The 23,357-nt window shown below is 66.7% G+C and carries 22 protein-coding genes; 12 read left to right on the forward strand and 10 right to left on the reverse strand.

Features of this window, described 5'->3' with window-relative positions; all coding sequences use genetic code 11:
- Positions 1-239: 239 nt before the first annotated feature.
- Complete coding sequence (gene rpmE / locus QZX93_RS14195) at positions 240-440, forward strand: 50S ribosomal protein L31 (RefSeq protein WP_295393519.1); 201 nt, start codon at positions 240-242, stop codon at positions 438-440.
- A 222-nt stretch (positions 441-662) separates the two neighbouring features.
- Here rpmE and QZX93_RS14200 read toward each other — a convergent pair whose 3' ends face one another.
- A complete protein-coding gene (locus QZX93_RS14200; RefSeq protein WP_295393521.1) occupies positions 663-1,649 on the reverse strand; it encodes a malate dehydrogenase in 987 nt (328 codons plus the stop codon).
- Positions 1,650-1,818: 169 nt separating this feature from the next.
- On the reverse strand, positions 1,819-2,433 hold the full coding sequence (locus QZX93_RS14205; RefSeq protein WP_295393523.1) for a hypothetical protein: 615 nt from the start codon (positions 2,431-2,433) through the stop codon (positions 1,819-1,821).
- Between the two features lie 260 nt (positions 2,434-2,693).
- Between QZX93_RS14205 and QZX93_RS14210 the strand changes: the two genes are divergently transcribed.
- The 8 genes from QZX93_RS14210 to QZX93_RS14245 all read left to right on the forward strand — a co-directional run bounded on the left by QZX93_RS14210 (position 2,694) and on the right by QZX93_RS14245 (position 13,729).
- Positions 2,694-3,767: a pilus assembly protein PilM gene (locus QZX93_RS14210; RefSeq protein ID WP_295393525.1), complete on the forward strand. Its 1,074-nt coding sequence runs from the start codon at positions 2,694-2,696 to the stop codon at positions 3,765-3,767.
- Entirely contained in the window at positions 3,767-4,345 is a 579-nt protein-coding gene (locus QZX93_RS14215; RefSeq protein ID WP_295393527.1) for a PilN domain-containing protein, read from the forward strand. Before QZX93_RS14210 ends, QZX93_RS14215 begins: the two co-directional genes overlap by 1 nt.
- A 30-nt stretch (positions 4,346-4,375) precedes the next feature.
- The gene (locus tag QZX93_RS14220; protein WP_295393529.1) at positions 4,376-4,981 is read left to right on the forward strand and encodes a type 4a pilus biogenesis protein PilO; all 606 of its coding nucleotides are present in this window, start codon (positions 4,376-4,378) and stop codon (positions 4,979-4,981) included.
- Positions 4,978-5,535, forward strand: coding sequence for a pilus assembly protein PilP (locus QZX93_RS14225; RefSeq protein ID WP_295393531.1), 558 nt, complete (start codon positions 4,978-4,980; stop codon positions 5,533-5,535). The genes QZX93_RS14220 and QZX93_RS14225 overlap by 4 nt, the downstream gene beginning before the upstream one ends.
- A gap of 101 nt (positions 5,536-5,636) precedes the next feature.
- The gene (locus QZX93_RS14230; protein ID WP_295393586.1) at positions 5,637-7,931 is read left to right on the forward strand and encodes a type IV pilus secretin PilQ; all 2,295 of its coding nucleotides are present in this window, start codon (positions 5,637-5,639) and stop codon (positions 7,929-7,931) included.
- A 57-nt stretch (positions 7,932-7,988) separates the two neighbouring features.
- Positions 7,989-8,822 carry a YdcF family protein gene (locus QZX93_RS14235; RefSeq protein WP_295393533.1) on the forward strand — a complete coding sequence of 278 codons (834 nt, stop codon included), beginning with the start codon at positions 7,989-7,991 and terminating at the stop codon, positions 8,820-8,822.
- Complete coding sequence (locus QZX93_RS14240) at positions 8,819-9,928, forward strand: HD domain-containing phosphohydrolase (protein ID WP_295393534.1); 1,110 nt, start codon at positions 8,819-8,821, stop codon at positions 9,926-9,928. Before QZX93_RS14235 ends, QZX93_RS14240 begins: the two co-directional genes overlap by 4 nt.
- Positions 9,929-9,973: 45 nt before the next feature.
- A complete protein-coding gene (locus tag QZX93_RS14245) occupies positions 9,974-13,729 on the forward strand; it encodes a PAS domain S-box protein (RefSeq protein WP_295393536.1) in 3,756 nt (1,251 codons plus the stop codon).
- A 185-nt stretch (positions 13,730-13,914) separates the two neighbouring features.
- Here the strand turns inward: QZX93_RS14245 and QZX93_RS14250 are convergent, their stop codons facing one another.
- From QZX93_RS14250 to QZX93_RS14265, 4 genes are all read right to left on the reverse strand, one after another.
- Complete coding sequence (locus tag QZX93_RS14250) at positions 13,915-14,952, reverse strand: M14 family metallopeptidase (protein WP_295393538.1); 1,038 nt, start codon at positions 14,950-14,952, stop codon at positions 13,915-13,917.
- 25 nt (positions 14,953-14,977) lie between these two features.
- Positions 14,978-15,652 carry an N-acetylmuramate alpha-1-phosphate uridylyltransferase MurU gene (gene murU / locus QZX93_RS14255; protein WP_295393588.1) on the reverse strand — a complete coding sequence of 225 codons (675 nt, stop codon included), beginning with the start codon at positions 15,650-15,652 and terminating at the stop codon, positions 14,978-14,980.
- A gap of 174 nt (positions 15,653-15,826) precedes the next feature.
- Entirely contained in the window at positions 15,827-17,074 is a 1,248-nt protein-coding gene (locus QZX93_RS14260) for a hypothetical protein (protein WP_295393539.1), read from the reverse strand.
- An 83-nt stretch (positions 17,075-17,157) separates the two neighbouring features.
- Positions 17,158-17,745 carry a hemerythrin domain-containing protein gene (locus QZX93_RS14265; RefSeq protein WP_295393541.1) on the reverse strand — a complete coding sequence of 196 codons (588 nt, stop codon included), beginning with the start codon at positions 17,743-17,745 and terminating at the stop codon, positions 17,158-17,160.
- Positions 17,746-17,995: 250 nt separating this feature from the next.
- On the opposite strand from QZX93_RS14265, the gene QZX93_RS14270 reads away from it, so the two are divergent.
- Complete coding sequence (locus QZX93_RS14270; RefSeq protein ID WP_295393542.1) at positions 17,996-19,048, forward strand: 3-deoxy-7-phosphoheptulonate synthase; 1,053 nt, start codon at positions 17,996-17,998, stop codon at positions 19,046-19,048.
- Between the two features lie 22 nt (positions 19,049-19,070).
- Positions 19,071-19,541 (forward strand): hypothetical protein, encoded by a 471-nt coding sequence (locus QZX93_RS14275; RefSeq protein ID WP_295393544.1) that lies wholly within the window; start codon positions 19,071-19,073, stop codon positions 19,539-19,541.
- On the opposite strand, the gene QZX93_RS14280 is transcribed toward QZX93_RS14275, so the two are convergent.
- The 3 genes from QZX93_RS14280 to QZX93_RS14290 all read right to left on the reverse strand — a co-directional run bounded on the left by QZX93_RS14280 (position 19,538) and on the right by QZX93_RS14290 (position 21,507).
- Complete coding sequence (locus QZX93_RS14280; protein WP_295394696.1) at positions 19,538-19,981, reverse strand: hypothetical protein; 444 nt, start codon at positions 19,979-19,981, stop codon at positions 19,538-19,540. The two genes, QZX93_RS14275 and QZX93_RS14280, sit on opposite strands and share 4 nt — an antisense overlap.
- An 83-nt stretch (positions 19,982-20,064) precedes the next feature.
- The gene (gene mtgA / locus QZX93_RS14285; protein ID WP_295393548.1) at positions 20,065-20,826 is read right to left on the reverse strand and encodes a monofunctional biosynthetic peptidoglycan transglycosylase; all 762 of its coding nucleotides are present in this window, start codon (positions 20,824-20,826) and stop codon (positions 20,065-20,067) included.
- A gap of 48 nt (positions 20,827-20,874) precedes the next feature.
- A complete protein-coding gene (locus QZX93_RS14290; protein ID WP_295393550.1) occupies positions 20,875-21,507 on the reverse strand; it encodes a biliverdin-producing heme oxygenase in 633 nt (210 codons plus the stop codon).
- A gap of 177 nt (positions 21,508-21,684) precedes the next feature.
- Between QZX93_RS14290 and QZX93_RS14295 the strand changes: the two genes are divergently transcribed.
- On the forward strand, positions 21,685-22,440 hold the full coding sequence (locus tag QZX93_RS14295; RefSeq protein ID WP_295393551.1) for a carbonic anhydrase: 756 nt from the start codon (positions 21,685-21,687) through the stop codon (positions 22,438-22,440).
- A gap of 374 nt (positions 22,441-22,814) precedes the next feature.
- Here the strand turns inward: QZX93_RS14295 and QZX93_RS14300 are convergent, their stop codons facing one another.
- Positions 22,815-23,357 (reverse strand): integrase core domain-containing protein, encoded by a 543-nt coding sequence (locus tag QZX93_RS14300; RefSeq protein WP_366760411.1) that lies wholly within the window; start codon positions 23,355-23,357, stop codon positions 22,815-22,817.

Genomic DNA, 23,357 nt, shown 5'->3' on the forward strand with positions numbered 1-23,357 from the left:
ATCCCGCGACACCGTCGCCGCCACCATCCAGCGCCTGGCACGCAACGTCCGCCTGGTGTTCGACTACCTGGGCATGACCGAAAATTCCCGCCGTCGGCGGGGACGGCCAGCCACGGCGGGCTAGAACGGATTTGCCGTGGAGGAAACCTCAAGTAGGGTTGCATCACCCAACGCACAGTGATATCGTACCCCGTTTTTCCAGGTTTACAGTCTGCCCGCGCAGGGCGAGAAGGGTCATCATGAAAGAAGGAATCCACCCCGCCTATGGCGACGTGAAGGTGGCGTGCAGTTGCGGCAACGAGTTCCAGACCCGCTCCACGCTGGGTAAGGACGTGCATGTCGAGGTCTGCTCCGCCTGCCATCCGTTTTACACCGGCAAGCAGAAGATCGTCGATACCGGCGGCCGCGTCGACCGCTTCCGTCGCAAGTACGGTCGCTAACAGGGCGCTCGCTCCCGCTCGCGCCCTGTTTGGTAAAGCAGAAAATGAACGGGGGATGCCAATCTGCTTGGCATCCCCCGTGATTCTTGGGCGAGAAATAGCCGTCGGGCCGTTTCCTGCTTTACCCGTACATTTTACAAAGCGACGGGCCGCACGAACCTCCCATGTCGCGCGGTACTCGGGGCCATCCCTGCCCCATCCGACACCCTCAGCCCGTCGCTGCTACAGCATACCCTTGACGGCTTCCGCCTCGTCAGTCAATTCCTTCAGCGTGATGTCGATCTTCTCGCGGCTGTAGGCATCGATCTCAAGACCCGCAATGACCTTGTAGCCACCGCCCTGGCACTCGCAGGGCTGGCCGCATACGATCCCGGCCGGGATGCCGTATGAACCATCGGACGGCACGCCCATCGTGACCCACTCGTCCGAACCAAGCACCCAGTCATGGACGTGGTCGATGGCCGCATTGGCGGCGGAGGCGGCGGAGGACAGGCCGCGGGCCTCAATGATGGCCGCGCCGCGCTTGCCGACGGTGGGCAGGAAGACGTCGTTATTCCAGGCGTGATCGTTGATCAGGTCCTTGACGCTGTCGCCGTTGGAGGTGGTGTAACGGTAATCGGCATACATCGTCGGGGAGTGATTGCCCCAGACGATCAACTTCTCCAGCGAGGTCACCGGCCGGCCGATCTTGGCGGCGAGTTGCGAGAGGGCGCGGTTGTGGTCCAGACGCAGCATGCCGTGGTAGTTGTTCGGGTCGGTACGCCCCACCTTGCGGGCGGCCGCCGCGGCGATGTAGGCGTTGGTGTTGGCAGGATTGCCGACGACCAGCACCCGCACGGTCTCCTTTGCATGCTCGGCAATGGCCTTACCCTGCACGGTGAAGATGGCGCCGTTGGCGCTCAACAGGTCGGCCCGCTCCATCCCCTTGGTACGCGGGCGGGCCCCGACCAGCAAGCAGATGTCGGCGTCCTTGAAGGCGACGTTCGGGTCATCGGTGGCCACCATGTCGGCGAGCAGCGGGAAGGCGCAATCCTGCAGCTCCATCATCACGCCCTGCACGGCCTGTTGGGCCTGCGGCAGGTCGAGTAACTGCAGGATGACCGGCTGGTCTTTGCCGAGCATGTCGCCGGCGGCGATACGGAACAGCAGGCTATAACAAATCTGGCCGGCGGCGCCGGTCACTGCAATACGCATGGGGGCTTTGGACATAGATCACTCCGGGATTAAGAGCGCGGTTGGCATGATGCGCCGCAGCAGCGCCTGCGATGCCTTGTCATTGCCGAGAATAAGCGCCACAAACCAAAGATGGTAGGAGGTCTGACCGGGGGTGTCAATTCTCCGTCAGCCGGCGTATCCCGCACCATTGTATTAATGCTCTCTATTGGTCATTGCCCTGACTCATCAGGCGCTCCAGTTCGGCGCGATCGGCACCCCGCACGGGGCGCTCGGTGAGGGGGTCCAATGGTGGATGGCGCAGGGCATGGCGCGGCAGGACGACCAGTTCGATGGGGGTCCCGCCAGCGAGGAAGCGGAAGACCGGGTGGGTGCGCCGCTCACCGTCGCCGTAGCGAAAACTGCGCTCGCGTTCGTGCCAGGGGATGTGCTGGTCCATGAGTGCGAACACCACCTCCTCCGGGCGCTCGGCATACAGACACAGCTGCACGCCCTGCTCGGCCTGGCCAGACCCGTGCAAGACCGGGCCGATCAGGCGCGGACCGAAGGCCCGGAAGCTGTGCATGGCCGCCAGCGCGTCGCGCCGCAACCGCCGCAGGTCGTCGGCCGAGGCGTCATCGACAAAGAGGCGGCGCTGGGTCAGCAGCGCCTCGTGGATCGCCTCGTTGGTCGGCCATCTGCGCCGATCCAGCACCCCGGTTCGCGCGGCCGCCTTACGGCGCGCCCGGTCGAAGTCCGACTCGCCCTGCTCCGCCATGATGCGGGCCGCCTCGTAGGCGAGGCGCCACTGTGCCGCGTTGCCGCGGTCGCGTCGCGACATCCAGCACCTCCGGTTCGCTCAGTTTGCCCAACTCACATAGCACTCGCGGCGGCGCCAGGTTACAGGCATAGTGACGGGTGGCGCCTGACGGCCGAACGGTAACACGCGCGTCTGGTCCGCGCATACCCCGGCGAGTGGGCTCCGCGCCCGGTACGACACGCGGCCCCCCGCAAACGGTTCGCGGTTTGATATAGTGAGCCCACAATCGCACCGCCTGCTGCCGATTTTACATGAAGATTGATAGGGTTTAAGCACCTCCGATGTTCGGACTCCTCCGCAAGAACAAGGCCATGCTAGGCATCGACATCAGCGCGACGGCGGTCAAGCTGATCGAGCTGTCGCAGGGGTCCGGCTCGCCGACCGACCTCTACCGGGTCGAGTCCTTTGCCGTTGAACCACTGCCGACAAACGCGGTGGTGGAGCAGCGGATTGCCGACCCCGAGGCGGTCGGCCAGTGCATCCAACGGGCCGTGCAGCGCTGCGGCACCAAGACCAAACGGGCCGCGGTGGCGGTGTCCGGGTCCGCGGTCATCACCAAGGTCATCTCCATGTCCGCCGGGCTGACCGACGCGGAGATGGAAAACCAGATCCAGTTGGAGGCCGACCAATACATCCCGTACCCACTGGAGGAGGTCAATATCGATTTCGATGTGCTGGGTACCTCGCAGACGAGTCCCGACATGGTGGATGTCCTGCTGGCGGCGTCGCGCCGGGAAAATGTGGATGACCATGTGAGCGCGCTGGAGGTCGCCGGCCTGACCGCCGGGGTGGTCGACGTCGAGGCCTATGCGATGGAGAATGCCTGTAGCCTGATCTTGGGGGGCCACGGCGAGGCCGTCACGGCGCGGACGGTGGCCGTAGCCGACGTGGGCTCCGCCACGACCACCCTGCATGTACTTCACGAGGGGCAGGTCGTGTACACCCGCGAGCAAAATTTCGGCGGCCAGCAGCTGATCGACGAGGTCCAGCGACGCTATAGCCTGCCGCGCGACCTGGCCGCCCAGAAGGTCGTCGAAGGCGACGTCGCGGAGGACTACGACGCCGAGGTCTTGGGCCCCTTTAAGGAGGCCCTGGCCCAACAGATCGGCCGGGCACTCCAGTTCTTCTATTCCGGCAGTACCTTCAACCGGGTCGATCAACTGATCCTGGCCGGCGGCACCGCCAGCATTGTCAAGATCGATGAACTTGTCGAGGATCGCCTGGAGCTGCCGACCACGGCGGCGAATCCCTTCGCCCAAATGTCTTTTTCCCCCCGGGTCGATGCCAAGGAGTTGCTGCGTAATGCCTCGGGGATGATGGTCGCCGTAGGGCTCGCCCTGCGCGGATTCGACTGATGGCCCGGATCAATCTACTCCCTTGGCGTGAGGCCGAGCGTCACCGCCGACGCCAGGAATTCGCGATCGCCGGCGGCATCGCCCTGGGTGTCGTTCTGCTGGGCGCCATTGGGGTCCATTTTTGGATGGAAACCAGGATCGACATCCAGGAGGGACGCAACCGCTTCCTCGACAACGAGATCAGTCAGCTCAACCGGCAGCTCAAGGAAATCCAGCAGTTGGAGGAGACCAAGGCCAAGTTGCTGGCCCGCATGAACATCATCCAGCAACTTCAGCAAAGCCGTCCGGAGGTGGTCAGGCTCTTCGACCAGTTGGTGACGACCATCCCCGAGGGCGTCTTTTTGGTCAATCTGGAGCAGACGGGCAACAAAATCGTGCTGGAGGGGCGCGCCCAATCCAACGCGCGCGTCTCAGCCTTCATGCGCAACATCGAGGCCTCCGCCTGGCTCGGCAATCCGCACCTGTTGCTAATCGAAAACAAAGACAAAACCGGGACCGGCTTCAGTCATTTCCGGATGTCCTTCGAGCAGACGCAGCCCACCGGCGACAATGCGCAGCCGCCACGCCCATCCACCTGAGAGCAGACCGCCCCCCGGGACCCAAACCCCATGGAACTGAGCGAACTCAATGAACTCGACCTGAATAACATCGGCGAATGGCCGGTGCCGGTCAAGGCAATAGCCATCGTCTTGCTCTGCAGTGTGGCCGGTGCGGCCATCTATTACCTGGACACGGCTGCCCAATTGGAGCGACTCGATACGGCCCAAGCAAAAGAACTGGAACTACGCAAGACCTTTGAGACCAAGCAAAAAAAGGCGGCCAGTCTGAATGCCTTCCGCCAGCAGCTCGCCGAGATGAAAGAGTCCTTCGGGGCCATGCTGCGCCAACTCCCGGACAAGACCGAAGTGGCGGCACTGCTGGTGGACGTCTCCCAGACCGGGCTGGCGGCAGGACTCGAGTTCGAGCTGTTCCAACCCGAGGGGGAGAAGCTGAAGGACTTCTACGCGGAGCTGCCGATCAACATCAAAGTGACCGGCCGTTATCACGAGTTCGGCAGCTTTATCAGCGGGCTCGCGGCCCTGCCGCGGATCGTGACGATCCACAACGTGAAGATCGCCAGCCCCGCGGGCGAGCGTGGCGGAGAGGACGCCAAACTGCAGCTCCAGGCGCAGGTAAAGACCTATCGCTATCTGGATGAGACCGCAACCAAATGAGACGGCCCGAGAATCCGCTGCGCCGCGGCCCCTCACGGCGCTTACCCTGGCTCGTCGCGGCGCTCCTGTCGTTGCAGCTCACCGCTTGCGGCAATCCCGACCAGAGCGATCTCGAGGATTATGCGAAGAAGGTCAAGGCCCGTGACCCTGCACCGATCGGCCCGCTACCAGAAATCAAGCAGATCGATACATTTATTTACGAACCGGGCGAGCGGCGGGACCCCTTTGTGATGGACAATCGGGGCGCGGCCACGCCAGCGGCCGTCGCCGGGAACAACCTGGCCCCCGACCCCCTGAGGCGCAAGGAAGAGCTGGAGGGATTCGCCTTGGACTCCCTGCGGATGGTCGGTACCCTGGAGCAGAACCAAACCATGTGGGCACTGATCCGCACCCCCGACGGTATCCTCCACCGGGTGCGCGTCGGCAACTATTTGGGGATGAACAATGGTCAGATCGTCGGCATCAGCGACACGGCGATCCAATTGACCGAGATCGTATCGGAAAACCCCGGCGAGTGGCGCGAGCGCCAGGCGACGGTCGCACTCACTCAATAACCTTTGGAGGGCACGCCGCAATGATGAGCCCAAGTCAACACAATCCGCGCCCCTGGGCGCACCAGCCCCGACCCGAGGGGCGCCTATCGCTCGCCGGATGGATGACTTGCTGGCTGTTGCTCGTCGGCACACTCGGCGCCACCCCGAGCTGGGGCGTCGATCTTCAGAGCGTCTCATCGGCCGCTTTGCCCGGCAATCAGGTCGAGGTGACCTTGACCTTCTCCGGAGCGGTCGCCAAACCGACGTCATTCGCCACCGACTCCCCGGCGCGCATCGCCCTGGACTTCGCTGGCGTCACCAACAAGCTCGAGCACAAGGCCGTACCCATCGGCGTGGGAGCCATTCACAGCCTGGTCGCCGTGGAGGCCAGCAATCGCACCCGCGTCGTGGTCAATCTGAACGAACCCGTCCCCTATGAGGTGAGCAGTAACGGCAACCAGGTCACGCTCAAGATCAGCACCCAGGGCGGCGCGCCCAGCGCCCCGCCGCCGCCGCTCCCCCCGGCAGCGGCGGCGGCCGCAAGCGCACCGATCGCCCGGGGCGGGGCTCATGTGGCGACCCAACAGGCCGCTCCCGCGCGCGCAGCGGCGGCGGCGGCGGGAGGCCCGGTTCGCGACATCGATTTTCGACGCGGCAACGGCGGGGAAGGACGGGTGGTCATCAAGCTACCCAGCGCCCAGACCCGCGCGGCAGTGCGTGAACAGGCTGGGCACGTGTTCGTCGACCTCTATGACAGCACGCTCCCCCCTCGCCTGTTCCGACGGCTCGACGTGACCGATTTCGCCACCCCAGTAACCGCCGTCGAGTCCAAACCGAGCGGACGCAATGTGTTGCTCGATATCCAGACCGCTGGGGAATACGACTACCTCGCGTATCAGACCGATGACATTTTTACCCTGGAGTTTCGCGCACTGACCGCGGCGGAGAAGGAACAGGACGCGAAGAAAAAGATCACCTATACCGGCGATCGGCTCTCGCTCAACTTTCAGGATATCGAGGTGCGCGCGGTGCTGCAGTTGCTGGCGGACTTCACCGGCCTCAACCTGATCGCCAGCGATGCGGTGCGGGGCAGCATCACGTTGCGTCTGAAAAATGTCCCCTGGGACCAGGCCCTGGACATCATCCTGAAGAGCAAGGGGCTGGGGATGCGCCAGACCGGCAATGTGATCATGGTCGCCCCCAGCGCGGAGTTGGCCGCCCAGGAAAAGCTGGAGCTGCAATCCAATCAAGCGATCGAGGAACTGGCGCCGCTGCGCCTGGAAATCTTCCAGATCAACTATGCCAAGGCGGCCGAAATCGCTGCCGTACTGACCGGTCAGGGTAGCGCAGCACCCACCCAAACCGCCCCCAATTCGGACTCCAATGCTTCCAACCCCTCGCAAGCACAGGGTGGTAACAGACAAGATAGGTCCAATTCTGTTCAACAGGGGCCAAGCATGCTCTCTGAGCGTGGCTCAGTGACCTCCGACGCACGTACCAACCAACTGTTGATCAAGGATACAGCGGCCAAGCTTGAGGATATTCGGGCGCTGATCACCAAGCTCGATGTGCCCGTGCGTCAGGTGATGATCGAGTCCCGCATTGTGATCGCGAGCAATAGCTTCGCGCGCGACCTGGGCGTGCGCTTCGGGGCCTCGGGGGCGACGGGGAGCCTGAGTGGTACCCAGATGCTGATCGGCGGCAGTCAGCCGGGGGGTCTAACGAACACCGCGAACTATAACGCCGGCAAGTTCGGACAGGACATCACCACCGTCCCCGCCGCACCCTTCAACCCCATTGTCACGAATGTGGCGTCAGCGACGGCACAAGGCCTGATGGTCAACCTGCCCGCCGCCGCCCCGTCCGGCGCCATCAACTTCCTGATCGGCAAGGTGGGGTCCTATCTGCTCCAGTTGGAACTCACGGCGATGCAAACGGAGGGGCGTGGCGAGATCATTTCCAGCCCGCGGGTCATTACCTCCGATGGCAAACAGGCCACCATCGCGATGGGCCAGGAGATTCCCTACTCAACCGTCTCAAACAACGGGACCCAAACGGCCTTCAAGGCCGCAGTGCTCAAACTCGATGTGACGCCGCAGATCACCCCCGACGACCGCGTAGTCATGGACCTCGTGGTCCAAAAGGATGCGCCGAACTATGCCCAGGCGACGTCCGCCGGTATCTCAATCGATACGCGCTCAGTCAAGACGACGGTGCTGGTCGACAATGGCGACACCGTAATCCTGGGCGGCGTTTATGAACGCACCAAGGGTAACAGCAAGGAGCAGGTGCCCTGGTTAGGAGACGTCCCCGTGCTCGGGCGCCTGTTCAAAAAGAATGCGCACACTGACGATAACTCCGAACTCCTGATCTTCGTCACGCCCAAGATCATGAAGGCTGAAATGGTGTCCAAGTAGACTTGAACGATCGCCATTCATGTTTTTCGGATACGTCCCAAGCGCGCAGCGGTTAGGATGACGGCCTACCAAGCCCTCAAGACCCTGCTGTTACCCCCGGGGATCATCATCCTGATGCTCGTGGGAGCGACCCTGGGGGTGCCGGGGGGGGCGGGGCGAGCGCTCCTGTGTACCGCCACCGCTGGCCTCACCCTGCTCTCTCTGCCGGTGGTATCGATCCTGCTGATGGTGCCGCTGGAGCCCTATCCACCCCTGGATCTCCGGGCGCCGCTGGAACCGCCAATCAAGGGCATCCTGGTCCTTGGCGGGGGATTTAGGCGCGACGCGCCCGAATACGGGGGGCCGACCCTGGATAACTTCACCCTGCAGCGGGTGCGCTATGGGGCCTGGCTGCAGCGCTCCACCGGCCTGCCGCTCTATGTGAGCGGCGGCTTCACCACGGCACGCCGGCCGGCGGTGGGCGACCTGATGGCGCGGATCCTGAGGGAGGAGTTCGCGGTGCCGGTCGCCGGCGTGGAGAATGTGAGCCGCACCACCTGGGAGAACGCCGCCTATTCAAGAGCCATGCTTGCGCGCGACGGGGTCTCCCAGGTATTGCTGGTGAGCGATGCCTGGCACCTGCCGCGCGCGGTGGCCGCCTGCGAACGGGTCGGGCTTGCCGTGATCCCGGCCCCGACCGGGCTGATCGCCGGTCCGCACTGGCGCGACGATCTGGCGTGGTCGGATTGGGTGCCCAGGGCGGGCGCGTTGACCATCAGCGCTTACGCCCTGCATGAGCATCTGGGGCGGGCCTGGTATCAACTGCGGCGCTGGGCGTCAGGCACGTCGGCGCCGCCGTTCGAGCCGCCTGGCACGCCGATCAAGGGACCGGGCGGCGGTGACGCAACGTGATCGCGCCGCCCCAAGCCACCCTGCTCATCGTCGACGATGCCGCCGAGAACCTCGCCCTGCTGGGGGACCTGCTGTATCCCACCTATCGCGTGCTGGCGGCCAACTCGGGTGCCAGGGCCCTGCGCATGGCCAGCGGCACGCCGCGCCCGGACCTGATCCTGCTCGACGTGATGATGCCGCAGATGGGGGGCTACGAGGTCTTCGAGCGACTGCGGGCCGACCCACTGACCCGCGACATCCCGGTGATCTTCCTCACCGCCCTGGATAGCCCCGAGGCGGAGTTGCACGGTCTGACGGCTGGCGCGGCGGACTATCTCACCAAGCCGATCCGGCCCAATCTGGTCTTGGCGCGGGTACGCACCCAACTGGAGGTGAAGCTGGCGCGCGATTGGCTCAAAGACCAGAACGCCTTTCTGGAGGCGGAGATCGCCCGGCGCATGATGGAGAACGAGGCTACCCAGGCGGTCGCGATCCGCGCCCTGGCGCATCTGGCGGAGACCCGCGACGGGGAGACCGGTAACCACATCCGGCGCACCCAGGCCTTCGTGTCCCTGCTGGCCAATCGGCTGCGCGCCGATCCGCGCTTCGCCGCCACCCTGGATCAAGGCTATATCGACCTGCTGACCCGCTCCGCCCCACTGCACGATATCGGCAAGGTGGGCGTCCCCGACGCCATCCTGCGTAAGCCGGGGGCACTGAGCGCGGAGGAACGGCGCATCATGCAGACCCACGCCCACATCGGTGCGGACGCCATCGCGCTCGCCCAGCAGGACCTGGAGCGCCCGCTCGCCTTCCTGACCCTGGCCCAAGAGGTCGCCCGCTGGCACCACGAGCGCTGGGACGGCCGCGGTTATCCGGACGGGTTGGCCGGTGAGGCGATCCCCATCTGTGCCCGCATCATGAGCCTGGCCGATGTCTTCGACGCCCTGGTCTCGCCGCGGGTCTACAAACCGGCACTGTCCCTGGCGGAGGCCCGCGCGATCATTGCCGCCGGGCGCGGGACCCAGTTCGACCCGGACGTGACCGACGCCTTCCTGGCCGACTTCACCGCCTTCGCCGCCATCGCCGAAGGGCATCGGGACCTGGCAGCGGCGCCGCCCCAGTGACTCCTGAAACGTTCTATTGATCCTGTCTATTTTCTACCTGTCGGCATGATGCTTGATACCGCACTGACCGGGCCGGCCTTGCTCGCCCTGATCCATAACGCCGCACTGCTACTCGCCCTGGCCCTGGTCCTGGACCTGTTTATCGGCGGTGCCGGCGATCGCGGGTCGGTGCCGGCCCGGTTGCTGGCGGGCGTCTTGATCGGGGCCCTCGGGACGGCGCTCATGCTGGCGCCCTGGTCACTGATTCCCGGGCTCTTCTTCGATACCCGCTCGGTGCTGCTGGCGGTCAGCGGGCTGTATTTCGGCGCCCTGCCCACCCTCGTGGCGATGACCATGACCGCAGCCCTGCGCCTGTTCCAGGGCGGCCTCGGCGCCCCGGTCGGGGTCGCCGTGATCCTCGCCGCAGGTACCATCGGTATCCTCTGGCGGCGCCTGCGCCCGGCACCGGAGCGCCTAGCCCTACTGGAACTGTACCTGTTCGGGGTCCTGGTGCATGTCGTCATGCTGGTACTGATGCTGATCATCTTGCCGACGCCGACCGCGGTGCTGGTATTACAACGGGTCGGTCTGGGGGTACTCGGGGTCTACCCGGTGGCCACCCTGCTCCTGGCCGCCCTGATGGCCGCCCGGGTGCGTCGTCAACAACGGGAGTCCTCGTTGCTCAAGGAGCAGGCACTGCTGGGGCATACCCAGGAAATGGCCAGGCTCGGCGGCTGGGAGTATGACGTGGCGAACGGTCAGCGGCACTGGACGGCAGAGGTCTACCGCATCTTCGGGGTCGCCAAGGACTACGACCCGACCGACACCGAGCGCGTCCTCGGCTTCTATGCCCCGGAAGACCGCCCCCGGCTGGCCGCAGCCTTTCAGCGCGCGATTCAGTTCGGCGAGCCCTATGACCTGGATCTGCGACTGGATACCGCCCACGGGGAGCGCCGCTGGGTGCGCACCCGCGCGACGGCCGAGGTGCGTGACGGCCGGGTGATACGGGTCTTCGGCAGCCTCCTGGACATCACCGATCGCCGTCAGACGGAGCAGACCTTGGCCCTCCAGGCGCGCCGCGCCACCGCCCTGTTGGACCTGCCGGGGGCCGCCGAGCGCCTCACTGAATCCGCCTTCATGCAATACGCGCTGGCGTTGGCCGAGCAACTCACCGGCAGCCGCATCGGCTTCACCCACTTCGTCCACGACGATCAGCAGACCATCGAGATGGCCGCCTGGTCCCGGGACACCCTGGAACACGATTGCCGGGCGACCGACGATCGGCCTGACCCCGGCACTCACGCAGGCATCTGGGCCGAGGCCCTGAGCCAACGCGCCCCGGTCGTCGGCAACGACGCTGTCGCCGCCCCCCAGGATGAAATTGGGCGCCCGGGACTGCCCGCCGGCGACGCGGCCCTGATGCGCCTGATCAGCGTGCCGGTGCTCGAATCCGGCCTGGTGCGCATGATCGCCACGGTGGGCAACAAGGCCGAACCCTATACCGACCTGGACGTGGAGACCGTCCAACTCCTGGCCAACGAGGTGTGGCGCATCGTGCGCCAGCGCCGCGACGAGGTGCAATTGCGCAAGCTCGCCCAGGCGGTGGAGCAGAGCCCGGAGAGTATCGTCATCACCAATTTGGCGGGGCAGATCGAGTATGTCAACGAGGCCTTCGTGCGGGCCACCGGTTACGCGCGGGCCGAGGCCATCGGCCAGAATCCGCGCATCCTTCAATCCGGCAAGACCCCGCCGACCACCCACCGCGCACTCTGGAAGGCCTTGGGCGAGGCCCATGCCTGGCAGGGCGAGTTCATCAACCGGCGGCGTGACGGCAGCGAATATACCGAACACGCCATCATCACCCCGCTGCGTCAACCCGATGGGGCGGTCACCCACTATGTCGCGGTCAAGGAGGACATCACCGAGAAGCAGCGCGTGGCCGACGAGCTGGACGGCTACCGCCACCACCTGGAGGAGTTGGTGGAGCGCCGCACCCTGGAGCTCACCAGTGCCCGCACCCGGGCGGAGGCGGCCAACCGGGCCAAGAGCGCCTTCCTGGCCAACATGAGCCACGAGATCCGCACGCCCATGAACGCCATCGTCGGGCTCACCCACTTGCTCGCCCGCAGCCAGGTCACGCCAGCCCAGGCCGAGCGGCTGCGGCGCATCGACGGCGCCGCCCGGCACCTGCTGGCCATCCTCAACGATATCCTGGACTTCTCCAAGATCGAGGCGGGCCGCCTGGAACTGGAGCCGGGCGATTTTGTCCTGGGCAGCGTTCTGGATCAGGTGTGCTCACTGGTCGCAGACCAAGCCGCCGCCAAGGGGCTGCGCGTGGAGGTCGATGCGGACGCGGTGCCACGCTGGCTGTATGGCGACCCGACGCGCCTGCGCCAGGCCCTGCTCAACTTGGCCGCCAATGCAGTCAAGTTCACCGAGCGCGGCCGGGTCCGGCTGCGCGCACAGCTTATCGAGGAGTCGCCCGCGGGGCTGCTGGTGCGCTTCGAGGTGCAGGACACCGGCATCGGTATCGGCGCAGACCAATTGCCGCGGCTCTTCGGTGCCTTCGAGCAGGCCGACGCCTCCATCACCCGCCGCTACGGCGGCACCGGTCTGGGGCTGGCCATTACTCGCCACTTGGCGCGGTTGATGGGCGGCGAGGCCGGGGCCGCGAGTGCGCCCGGGGAGGGCAGCACCTTCTGGTTCACGGTGCGGCTGGGGCGCGGCCACGGCGACCCGGTCACGACCGTAGACCCGCGGGCCGCACTCCCGCGCGATATTGAGGGTGAATTGCGCCATCGCCACGCCGGGGCCCGCATCTTGCTGGCGGAGGACAACGCCATCAACCTGGAGGTCGCACTGGAGCTGCTGCGGGCGGCCGGGCTCGCGGTGGACACCGCCGCGGACGGGCGGGAAGCGGTCGCGCTGGCCGCGGCCACCCCCTATGACCTGATCCTGATGGATGTGCAGATGCCGATCATGGACGGCCTGGCGGCCACCCGTGCCATCCGCGCCCTGCCGGGGTGCGCCGCCACCCCCATCCTGGCCATGACCGCCAACGCCTTCGACGAGGATCGGGAGGCGTGCCTCACCGCCGGCATGGACGACTATGTGTCCAAGCCGGTCGACCCCGAGGCGCTCTTTGCCGCCCTGTTAAAGTGGCTGTCCGACGACCCGCTGGCCACGCTGCCCGCGCCAACCCTGAGCTGGCCGCCGGTGGACGGAGCGCCGCGGCCACTGGCCGAACTCGACATGCCGCTCGGCCCACTGGGGGGGCGTGCCTGGAGCGCGGACGAGCGACGCCACCTGCGCACCTACGCCGAAGGACACGGTCAGGACATGGTGCAGTTACGCCAGCGGCTCGCCGCCGGCGAACGCGAACCGGCCCGGTTTATCGTCCATACGCTCAAGGGCGTGTCGGGCACCCTGGGGGCCACCGCGGTCCAGCGGGCCGCCGCGGACCTGGAGACGGCGCTACGCGCCGATGCCGACACCGGCGACTGCGAGCCCCTGATCGCGGCCGTGGAGGCAGCGTACGCGCAGGTATCCGGCGCCATCCTGGAGCGCTTGCCGCCGCTCCCGGCCGCACCGCCGGCCGAGACCACCAACGCTTTGGAACTCAAGGCCTTGGTGCAACGCCTTGAGGCCCTGCTGGCGGTCGGGGACATCGCCGCCGCGCATCTGTTTCGCGAGTCAGAGGGGGCGCTCCGGGCGCTGCCGGGCGAGACGGCGGCACGGCTGGCGCGGCAGATCGAATCATTCGATTACGACCAAGCCCGCCAAACTCTGAACGCCATCGCATGGCCGCAGACGGCTGCGTGACCATGGAACCTCGAACAAGAAGTTCTCACGCCAAGGCGCCAAGACGCCAAGAAGAGACAAAGAGATGCGCCCAGCATCGGCATCGCCCTGCGGGTTAGTCGCCGAACGCCGACGACGCATTGAAAAACCTTGGCGAGCTTGGCGCCTTGGCGTGAGCAATTCCCGGGTTTAGGGTTATCGGTTACTCAGCCCCGCCCTGGTACGTGGTCGTTGTAGCGCTCCAGCAGGTAGCACAGGCAGTCCTGGCGGATGATCGCGAGATCTCGGGTGAACATCGCGGGAATCGCGGGGCGGCGCAACCGCACCTCGCCGTCCTCGAGGTGAAAGAACCGCTCCGCGATGTCCTTGCCGCCTTCGTTGAACACCTCAAAGCCGACCCCTAAGGCCGGGTCGCGCACGCGCGCAACGGCGGTCCCGCGCGGGACTTCGCGAAAATTCCAGCGCTCGATTTCGGGATCGAGCAGCAGGTCGGCCTCGGCCGGTGCGAAAGCGAGACTCACGCCCGGCGGGACCAGGACCCGGGCAACGGTATGAAACAGGTCGATGTCGTGGGGCGCCACCGGGTGGTCCGGCACCGCGACCAGATGCAGCGCGGCGTCCAGCAGGGTGCGCGCGTGGTTCAACCCGGCCGTCTCGCCGACCTTGCCGCACTCCAGGGTGACCGCCGGGCACAGGTCCGCGAAGGCATCGGACTGCACCCCGCTGGCACCGGTGAAATAGACTAGGGTGCGCGCGAACAGGGTGGCCAGTTGCAGGGTCCGGCTGTCCAGCCGTTCGACACAGGCGTAATGGGGGTTGGTGCCCGTGTTGTTGTGCAGGTCGATACTGGCAAAAACCCCACGCCTGGTCATGCGCTCCACCACCGCCGCCATCAGCTCGGTTTCCGGCATGTGGGGCAAGTCGCCCCCCGGCCACACCCGGTTATAGTCCGGTTGGTCCGGCAGGTGGCGGACGCCCTGCGCGGCCGCCGCCACGTTGCCGATGAAGAGGCTCAAGGCGCGCGGCAACCGCAGCTCGCCGTCGCGGGCGAGGCGCTCGCGCAGCAGTCCGCGGATGGCATCCCAGCCCACGGTCTCGTTGCCGTGCAGCAACACGCAGACGAAGAGCGGCGGCTGGCGCGCCCCGGGCAGGTGGATCAGGGTCGGGCCGCCCAGGCAGCGGCACAGGTCGCGGCTGTCGGCCTCAAGCAGGCCGGCGGGGAGGTGGTCGAGTTCTTGGAGCATGGGCCTCTCTTGGTTGATCGACGGTCTAGGCGCCGCCCGCCAGGAGCCACCGATCCAACTGCGCCAGCCGCTGCGGTGTGCCGATGTCATACCAGTGACCGCGATAGAGCCGTCCGCCCGCCTGCTCTGAATCCATCGCCCGGCGCAGCAGCGGGGCGAGTGGAAAGGCCCCGGGGGTGCAGCCCGCGAACAGTTCCGGGCGGTAGACGCCGATGCCGCTGAAGGTATAGCGGGGCTCGCCGTCCCGGCGGACCCGGTCCCCGTCCAAGGCAAAGTCACCGAGCGGGTGTTGGGGCGGGTTCTGCACCAGCACCAAGTGGACCAGGTCGCCGTCGGTCAGTCCCAGACCCGCAAAGGGGCAGTCGGTCCAGATGTCCCCGTTGACGACCAAAAAGGGGGCGGGGCCGAGCAGGGGCAGGGCCTTGAAGATACCGCCGCCGGTCTCCAGTGCCTGGCCTTCACCCTCTGGGGAATAGCGCAGCCGCACCCCCAGCCGGGAGCCGTCGCCCAAGGCGGCCTCGAGTTGCGCGCCCAGATGGGCGTGGTTGATCACGATGTCGCGCACCCCGGCCTGGGCCAGGCGCTCGATGTGGTACTGGATCAGTGGCTTGCCGCCGACCATCAACAACGGCTTGGGAACCGTGTCGGTCAGTGGACGCATACGCTCGCCGCGGCCGGCGGCGAGGATCATGGCGCGCATCTGGTGCATCGGGGGCGTGGTGCTCGGGGTCCGTGGTGGCGGAAGTGTACCGCGTGCGCTCGGCGCGCGCTGCGGCGGGCGATAGAAAGAACAATCCTCACACGGAGACACAAAGATCACAAAGAATAACTTCGCGTTCTTCGCGGCTTCGCGTGAGATCTGCTCTTTCCAGGATCAAGGGTGCGCCGCACCGCGACCGGTCTCGCGAGTCTCCAGATAGAGCCTCAAGAGTCCAGGTCGCACCAGCGCCAGCGCCAGCGCCGCGCGCTGCGGGATGCCGTCCGCACCGCTCACCAACCCATGCAGCAGCCGGTAGGCCTCACCGATCGCCCCGGGCGGGGCCAGGTCGGGCGGCACGGCGGCAGCGGTGCCGGGGTCGGCGAGCAGGAGCCAGGCCGGGAAGTCCTGGATGTCCTGATCCAGGCCAGACTCCAGCCCCGACGGGTCCAGGTCGACATCGCTAAAGTCGCGCCAGAGCCGCCGCAGCCGGGGGTCCGCGAGGTCGTTGGCCGCCAGCGCCAGGCGTGCCTGGACGGGGTCCTCCCAGCACAGCACCGCCCAGTCACGGCGGGCGGCGGACGGGTCGACCAGGCGTCGGCAGAGCTCCGCATGGGCCAGAATGAGTGCCGGCCAGCGCCGCCAGTCGGGCAGCGCCTCGATGGCTTCACGGGCTGCCGGGTAGCGCCCGGCGCGTGCCCAGGCGTAGCCCGCGTGGCGCTGCGGGGCACCGGGGTCGAATGGCTGGCCAGCGAGCGCCTCGGCCAGACCGACCCAGAGGGGGGCGAGCAGGTCCCGCGCCCGGTGGCCGAGTAGGTCCCGGACCTCTGGCTCAAGCGATTCGAGGGTTTGCAGTTGCTCTGCCACCGCCAGTCCAGGCAGGTCCTCCACCGCCTGCATGAGTCGCAGATAGCGGCGCAGCCGGGGGTGTCGGGGGTCCAGGCTCATGAGCCGGGTCAGGGCGGCATGAGCCGCGTCGATGCGGCGCGCCGTCAGGGCGGCCCGGACCGCCTCCTCCAAAATCTGGTCCTGGCTGTCGTGAAAGAGGTCGAGTTGCACCCGACCGGCGGGCGGGGCGAAGGCCTTGGCGCAACCGCGTACCAACCCCGGATGGGGACCGCGCGCGGGGCCGATCGGGATGGGCCGGTCGCTCGCACCCCAGGCACGATGCTCCAGGGGCACCGCCGCCAATCGTTGGGCCGCCGCATAACGACCCGCCCGGGCCAGGAGTTCGGCCGCCTGCTCCGCTGGCACGCGCAACACCCCCTCCAGGTCGGGCACCCCGCCGAGCCGCCAGGACTCGTAGTCCGCATAGGCCAGGTAGTCGCAGGCCATCAGGAGTTCCAGCGGGTCCAGCCGGCCCTGCTCCAGGATTAGTTGGTCCACCAGGGCCGCGAGGTCTTGCTTGGAGAGTGGTTCGGTCATGTCCGGGGCATCGACAAGGGGCGAAAGTGCGACAGCATCGCCGGCAACCTCGCCACGCTGGCCAAGCACGGCGAGGCCAACGATCAGGGCTTGGGCACAGCGATCCCGATGGCGATGGCGCTATCCCGGGAGGCATTCCAGGGACTGCACCGCGCGCCCGTGCAGCGCCCGCGGGCGTCTCTGGTGGCATCTGCCCGAGGCGCGGCACCGACACCCTCCAAACCACAGAGCGCGAAATAGGACCGCACGAACTCCCGGTCGCCGTCGACGATGTGGACGAGCAGCCAATCGCGCACCCACTCGCGGGTCGGGGAGTCGAAGACCTGGACGCCCCGCGCGCGGTAATCGCTGAGCATGGCATCGAATTGCACCATGAGGGCGGCATGTTGCGCCTCGTGTTCTGCCGACTCGTGGTAGCCGATGGCGCGCAAAAAGGCCTCCTCGCGGCGGCAATGCATGCGCACTTTATCGCCGAAGTCGCTCAACGCATCCACCAGAGACAGCCGCGCGGGAGCGCCGCGCAGCGCACCCCCGAGGGGGGCCAACACGCTCGCCTGGGGGCAGTAGCGCAGACAGATGTCGGTGAGTGACTCGACCAACGCACGGTGGTCGTCATCCAAGGCATCGATGCCCAAAGACCATTCATTACGCCAGGCCAAAAGTATCGTCATCGGGGGCTCCCATCGGCAGCGCGGTTCCCCCAATGGTGGACGCTGTCAGGCCGGGATGCAATTGCTGGCGGACCAACGCGCTCAAGACCGGCGAAGTGCGCCAGCCAAGACGCACCGATACGAAGAAAAGCAATGCAGTGCATAAGCCAAGTCAATCGACACCCCGGCCACTCCCCCTCCACCCGTTCGCGGCAGGTCTTGAACTATACTTCTCACTCTTCGCCTTGGACCCGGACCCGGCTGCCCTGCCATGCCCCATCAGACCGACGACCTGCGCATCCGCGCCATCACTCAAGTGCAACCCCCACGGGCGCTGCACGAGCGCTTCCCTGTCTCCGAGCGCGCCGCCGACACGGTCTTCGAGACCCGCCGGGCGATCCAGCGCATCCTCCATGGGGAGGACGACCGACTGCTGGTGGTGGTGGGTCCCTGCTCAGTCCACGACCCCCAGGCCGCCCTGGAGTATGCCGGGCGCCTCCTGCCGGTGCGCCAAGCGATGAGCGCCGACCTGGTGGTGGTGATGCGCGTCTATTTCGAGAAGCCGCGCACCACCGTCGGCTGGAAGGGTCTGATCAACGACCCGGACCTGGACGAAAGCTTCGAGATCAACAAGGGCCTGTCGCTCGCCCGCAAGCTGCTGCTCGATCTGGCCGAGATGGGCATGCCGGCGGGGACCGAGTACCTGGACCTGATCAGCCCGCAGTACATCGCGGACCTGGTGAGCTGGGGCGCGATCGGAGCCCGCACCACCGAGAGTCAGGGACACCGCGAACTCGCCTCCGGCCTGTCCTGCCCGGTGGGCTTCAAGAACGGCACCGACGGCGAGGTGAAGGTGGCCATCGACGCCATCCATTCGGCGGCCCGACCGCATGTCTTCATGTCGGTCACCAAGGAGGGGCAATCGGCCATCTTCTCCACCGCCGGCAATGCCGACACCCACATCATCCTGCGCGGCGGGCATCGGCCCAACTATGACACCGAGAGCGTCAACATCGCCGCGGAGCAAATCGTCGAGGCGGGCCTGACGCCTAAGATCATGATCGATTTCAGTCACGCCAACAGCCGCAAAAAACCCGAAAAGCAGATCCGGGTGTGCCAGGACGTGGCCGGTCAGATCGCCCGCGGCGACCCGCGCATCATCGGCGCCATGATCGAAAGCCACCTGGTGGGTGGCAAGCAGAATTTAGGCGCCGCCACCGGGCTGGTCTACGGCCAGAGCGTCACCGATGCCTGTGTCAGTTGGGACGACACCGAGCCCATGCTGCGTGAACTGGCCGCGGCCGCGGCGCGCCGGCGCGGCTGAGGGCGGCACCGGTCCTACCGCCATGAACCCGCGCACCCTCGCCATCCGGCTGCTCCTGATCGGTGTCTGGTCCGGTGTACTCTGGGCCGGGCCCTACAAGTGCCTGCAATCCGATGGCAGCATCGTCTACCAGGAGACCCAATGCGCACTCGGGGCCGCGGCATCTGAACAACTGACGCTGGACCCGGCCCCATCCGACCACGCGGGCAAGGGAAAGGCCAAGGACTACTCGATCGAAGGGCAACTCAAGGCGTTCGAGGCCGAGCGCAAGCAGGCCCAACGGCAGCGGGACCGGGCGGCGCGGGCGACCCGGCCGAAGACCAAAAAACAGCCCGGCAATGACCGGGCCAAGTGTGCCAAGAATCGCGCCGAGGCCGCCCGCTGGCGCGAAAAGACCCGCGGCACCTACAAGAACACGGACGAGCGCGATTACCGTGAGCGGAAGCTGGAGTATTACGAGGCCCTGGTCGAGCAGTATTGTCCGCCGGACTAAGCAGCGCGGGGTTTCTGCAATTGCCGCTTGACCAGGTCGGCCAGCAGGCCGAGCACGACGCCGCCGGCCCCCATCAAGACCCACAGCGGGAGCCCGATACCGCCCCCCAAGGCCACGATGGCGGCCCCCTCATTGCCGACCGCCACAAAGGTACCCACGACGGCCACGACACCCAGTCGCAGCTTCCAGGAGCGGGCGTCCCAGGCGATGATCTTCACGGCCCGGGACATCACCTTGAGGATCGGCCAGGTCGCCTTGTGGTCGCGGGTGAGCGCGAACATGGCGGCCATCTTCTTGCCCCCGCGCAGTTCACCGTGACGAATGACGCCGAGCCCCCGCGCCCAGGCCAGCAGCAACTGCGCCTCGGCCGGCGGGGCGCGCAGCAACGCCTGGACGATGGCGGGCTGCGCCGCGGTTTCTTGCTCTTCGGACACTGACATCCCCCTCACAAAAAATTGAATCAAGTTAAAGGCCATGGCGCCGGCACCACCCGCGGGCGTCATTCGCGGCGATTTTATCTTGTTTACAGTCGATCGATATACCGCCGCCCGCCGATGCGTTGGATCTGATCGGCGATCCAGGCGGCGCGCCGCAGCAGGCGCAGCGAGGGACGATTCAGATGGTACACGGAAGGGGCGGGCAGGACCGCGGCGAGCAGGACCGCCTCGCGCAACCCGACCGCCTCCACCGGGCGCTGAAAATACCGTTCGCTGGCCGCCGCCACCCCATAGGTGCTGGGGCTGAACTGCACGATGTTGAGATAGACCTCCAGTATCCGTTGCTTGGGCCACATGAACTCGATCAGCCCCGCGAACCAGGCCTCCAGGCCCTTGCGTAACCAGCTACGCCCAGGCCACAGAAACAGGTTCTTGGCGGTCTGCTGGGTGATGGTGCTGGCACCGCGCAGCCGCCCGCCCCGCTGCCAGGTGGCCAGTACCCGACGCAGCTCCACCGGGTCGAAGCCATGGTGATCGGCGAAGCGCTGATCCTCCCCGGCGATGACGGCCAGGACCAGGACCGGCGGGATACGCTCCCAGGGCACCCAGGCGTGATAGAGATAGGGCGGCGGCCGGCCAATGCGCCAGGCCACGAATGACTGGCGCACCATGAAGGATGAGGTCGGCGGATCGACCCAGCGCAGGACACCGACCACCAGCGCGCTGCCGAGCGCCAGGCCCACCAAGACGCGCAGCACCAGCAACCGCAGCGCGCGCCAAGACCGCCGCGGCCAACCCGGCGCCACCACGGGCGGCCCCTCCGCCGCCACCGCCGACTGCTCGTTCATCCCGATGCGTCCATACACTCGCGCGCCCTCGGCTCGGAGCCGCCAGGGTCAGGCGTCGGCCCCCGCCTGGTCCATGGTCGCCAACAGGGTGCAAACCTGCCGAAAGACCCTGAGGGCACCGTCAATCACCTGCTCTGGGTCCACCAATCGTTGCGCCCGCAGGCCCTCCAGGGCGAGCCCAAACCCCTTCCAGGCGGCCGACGCCCCCTCGCCGTGGAAGTCCAGGAAGCCCCCACCAAGCAGTGGATCGCCCAAGCATTGGCGCAGGTGCCGGGCCACCACCCGGCCGCCGATGGTCGAACCCTCCAGGACATAAAGTCCGCCGACGGCCGTGCTGAGATCGGGGGTGGCTTGTTCAGCCCGCGCCAGGCGCGGCGGCGCCAGGCCGTAGGCCGCAAGATCGGCGCAGAGGATCGGAAACTTGGGGCGCAGACCCAGCGGCGGCACGGCCGCGCGCAGCGCGCCCAACGCGGCATACAGGGGCGGCTCCAGGGTGCCGTAGACCTGCGCCATGGTACTGAGATAGCGGCAATAATCCACGCGGCTCACGCCCGGCCCGGTGAGCCGCACCATGGCCGGCAACCGCTCGACGGCCGCATGGATGGGCGCGGTGGCGAGACGCAGGGCGACGATCAGACGCGGGGCGGGCTCCGGGGGTTGGAGCGGTGTGAGGCTTGGCATCGATCAGCACAACGATCAAACGACGGGCGCTCAGTCTAGCACTCGCGGGCCGGTCCCGGCGGTCGCAACTGGACCAGCGCCAGCGCTCGACCCAGCTGTCAGCCCAGATACCGAACAAACCGTAATTTTGCTATGCTGGCAACCTCTTTAATAGTGACTATTGAGAAGGAGTTTCCGATGCCAAAGTTGATCCCCGGCCTGACCCTGTGTCTGGCCCTCGCCCCCTGGGTACACCCCACCGTCGCCGCCGAGGCGGGCCACCATGCCCACTGGTCCTATAGCGGCGCTGAGGGTCCGACCCACTGGGCCGATCTCGACCCGGCCTACGCCGCCTGTGCCGCCGGCTTCGCGCAGTCGCCGGTGGACGTCAGCGGCGCCCTCGACGCCACCCTGCCGCCCCTGGTCATCGATTACCAGGGTCTGGGGCAGGATGTCGTCAACAACGGGCACACCATCCAGGTGAACGTGGCCCCCGGCTCCACCCTGACCCTGGACGGCCGGACCTTCACCCTGAAGCAGTTCCACTTCCACACCCCTAGCGAGGACAAGATGAACGGCGAGTCATTCGCCATGGAGGGGCACCTGGTCCACGCCGATCCGGAGGGACACCTCGCGGTGATCTCGGTCCTGTATCGACTGGGGGCTGAGAACCCCGTGATCGCGCAGGTCTGGAACGCCATGCCGGAGCGCACCGACACGCCAGCGGCCCCGCCCGCCCCCATAGATCCGGCCGCGCTGCTGCCGACGGACAAGGGCTATTTCCGCTTCGACGGTTCACTGACCACTCCGCCCTGTACCGAGGGGGTGCGCTGGATCGTGCTGAAGGCGCCGATGACCGTCTCCCAGTCCCAGGTGGACCGCCTGACGGCCGCCATGCACGGCGCCAACAGCCGCCCGGTGCAGCCGGTGAATGCCCGCGTGATCGTCCGCTGAGGTCCGGGGCCGGGGGAGCCCCGGCCCACACCCGCGATCAGAAAAGCGCCAGTAAAGTGGGCCCCATGTCCAGGACAGTTTTCCCCCGAATTGCAGCTATCGTGCCCACGTTCATCGCAGCGGTTTGGCGCTGCCCCAGCCGCCGCGCAGCGGTCGTTACGACCGCGTCCGCGCAGCGATTCGGAGAAAAAATCTGTTGTTGTTGCGCCGCCGGCGTCCTCAGCCAGCGCCGGGGCTCGTGCGGCGCAGTGTGGGCAAAGGGTGAATGAGTGTGGGCAAGGTGGGGACAACGCGCCCGCGGCGCGTTGTCCCCGGCTTGTCCACACGCTCGCTACTGCGACATTCACGCTTTGTCCACACGGAGTCCGCCAGCACTAGGCCGCCTCCCGCACTGGCGCCGCCGCCGCGGGCGCTGGGCCGCCGAAACGATCGACGATGCAAGCCCCACCGCCGTCCCCCGACCGATACACGTCATCGGGCGTGCGGTAACCCAAGGATTGATGCGGGCGTTCGCCGTTGTAGAAGGCGAAGTACTCGGTCAGCCCGAGCAACAGTTCGGGCAGGCTGGCGTAGCCCTTGATGTACACGTCTTCGTACTTCACGGTGCGCCACAGACGCTCCACGAAGATGTTGTCCAGCGCCCGACCCCGCCCGTCCATACTGATGGCGATGCCGGCGTCCAGGAGCGCTCCCGTGAAGGCCGCGCTGGTGAACTGCGACCCCTGGTCGGTGTTGAACACCGCGGGCCGGCCATGGACCCGCAGGGCCTCCTCCAGGCAGTCCACGCAGAAGCCCGCCTCCAGCGTGTTGGACTTAGGTGAGGAGGATGGGTACCGGTCTGGACCGCAAATAGACGCAAAAAAAAAGCACTGCTTAAACAGTGCTTTTTTTTGATCGGGTCGGAGCCCGATCAGGAT

The organism is uncultured Thiodictyon sp. (genome assembly GCF_903946935.1).
Classification (GTDB): domain Bacteria; phylum Pseudomonadota; class Gammaproteobacteria; order Chromatiales; family Chromatiaceae; genus Thiodictyon.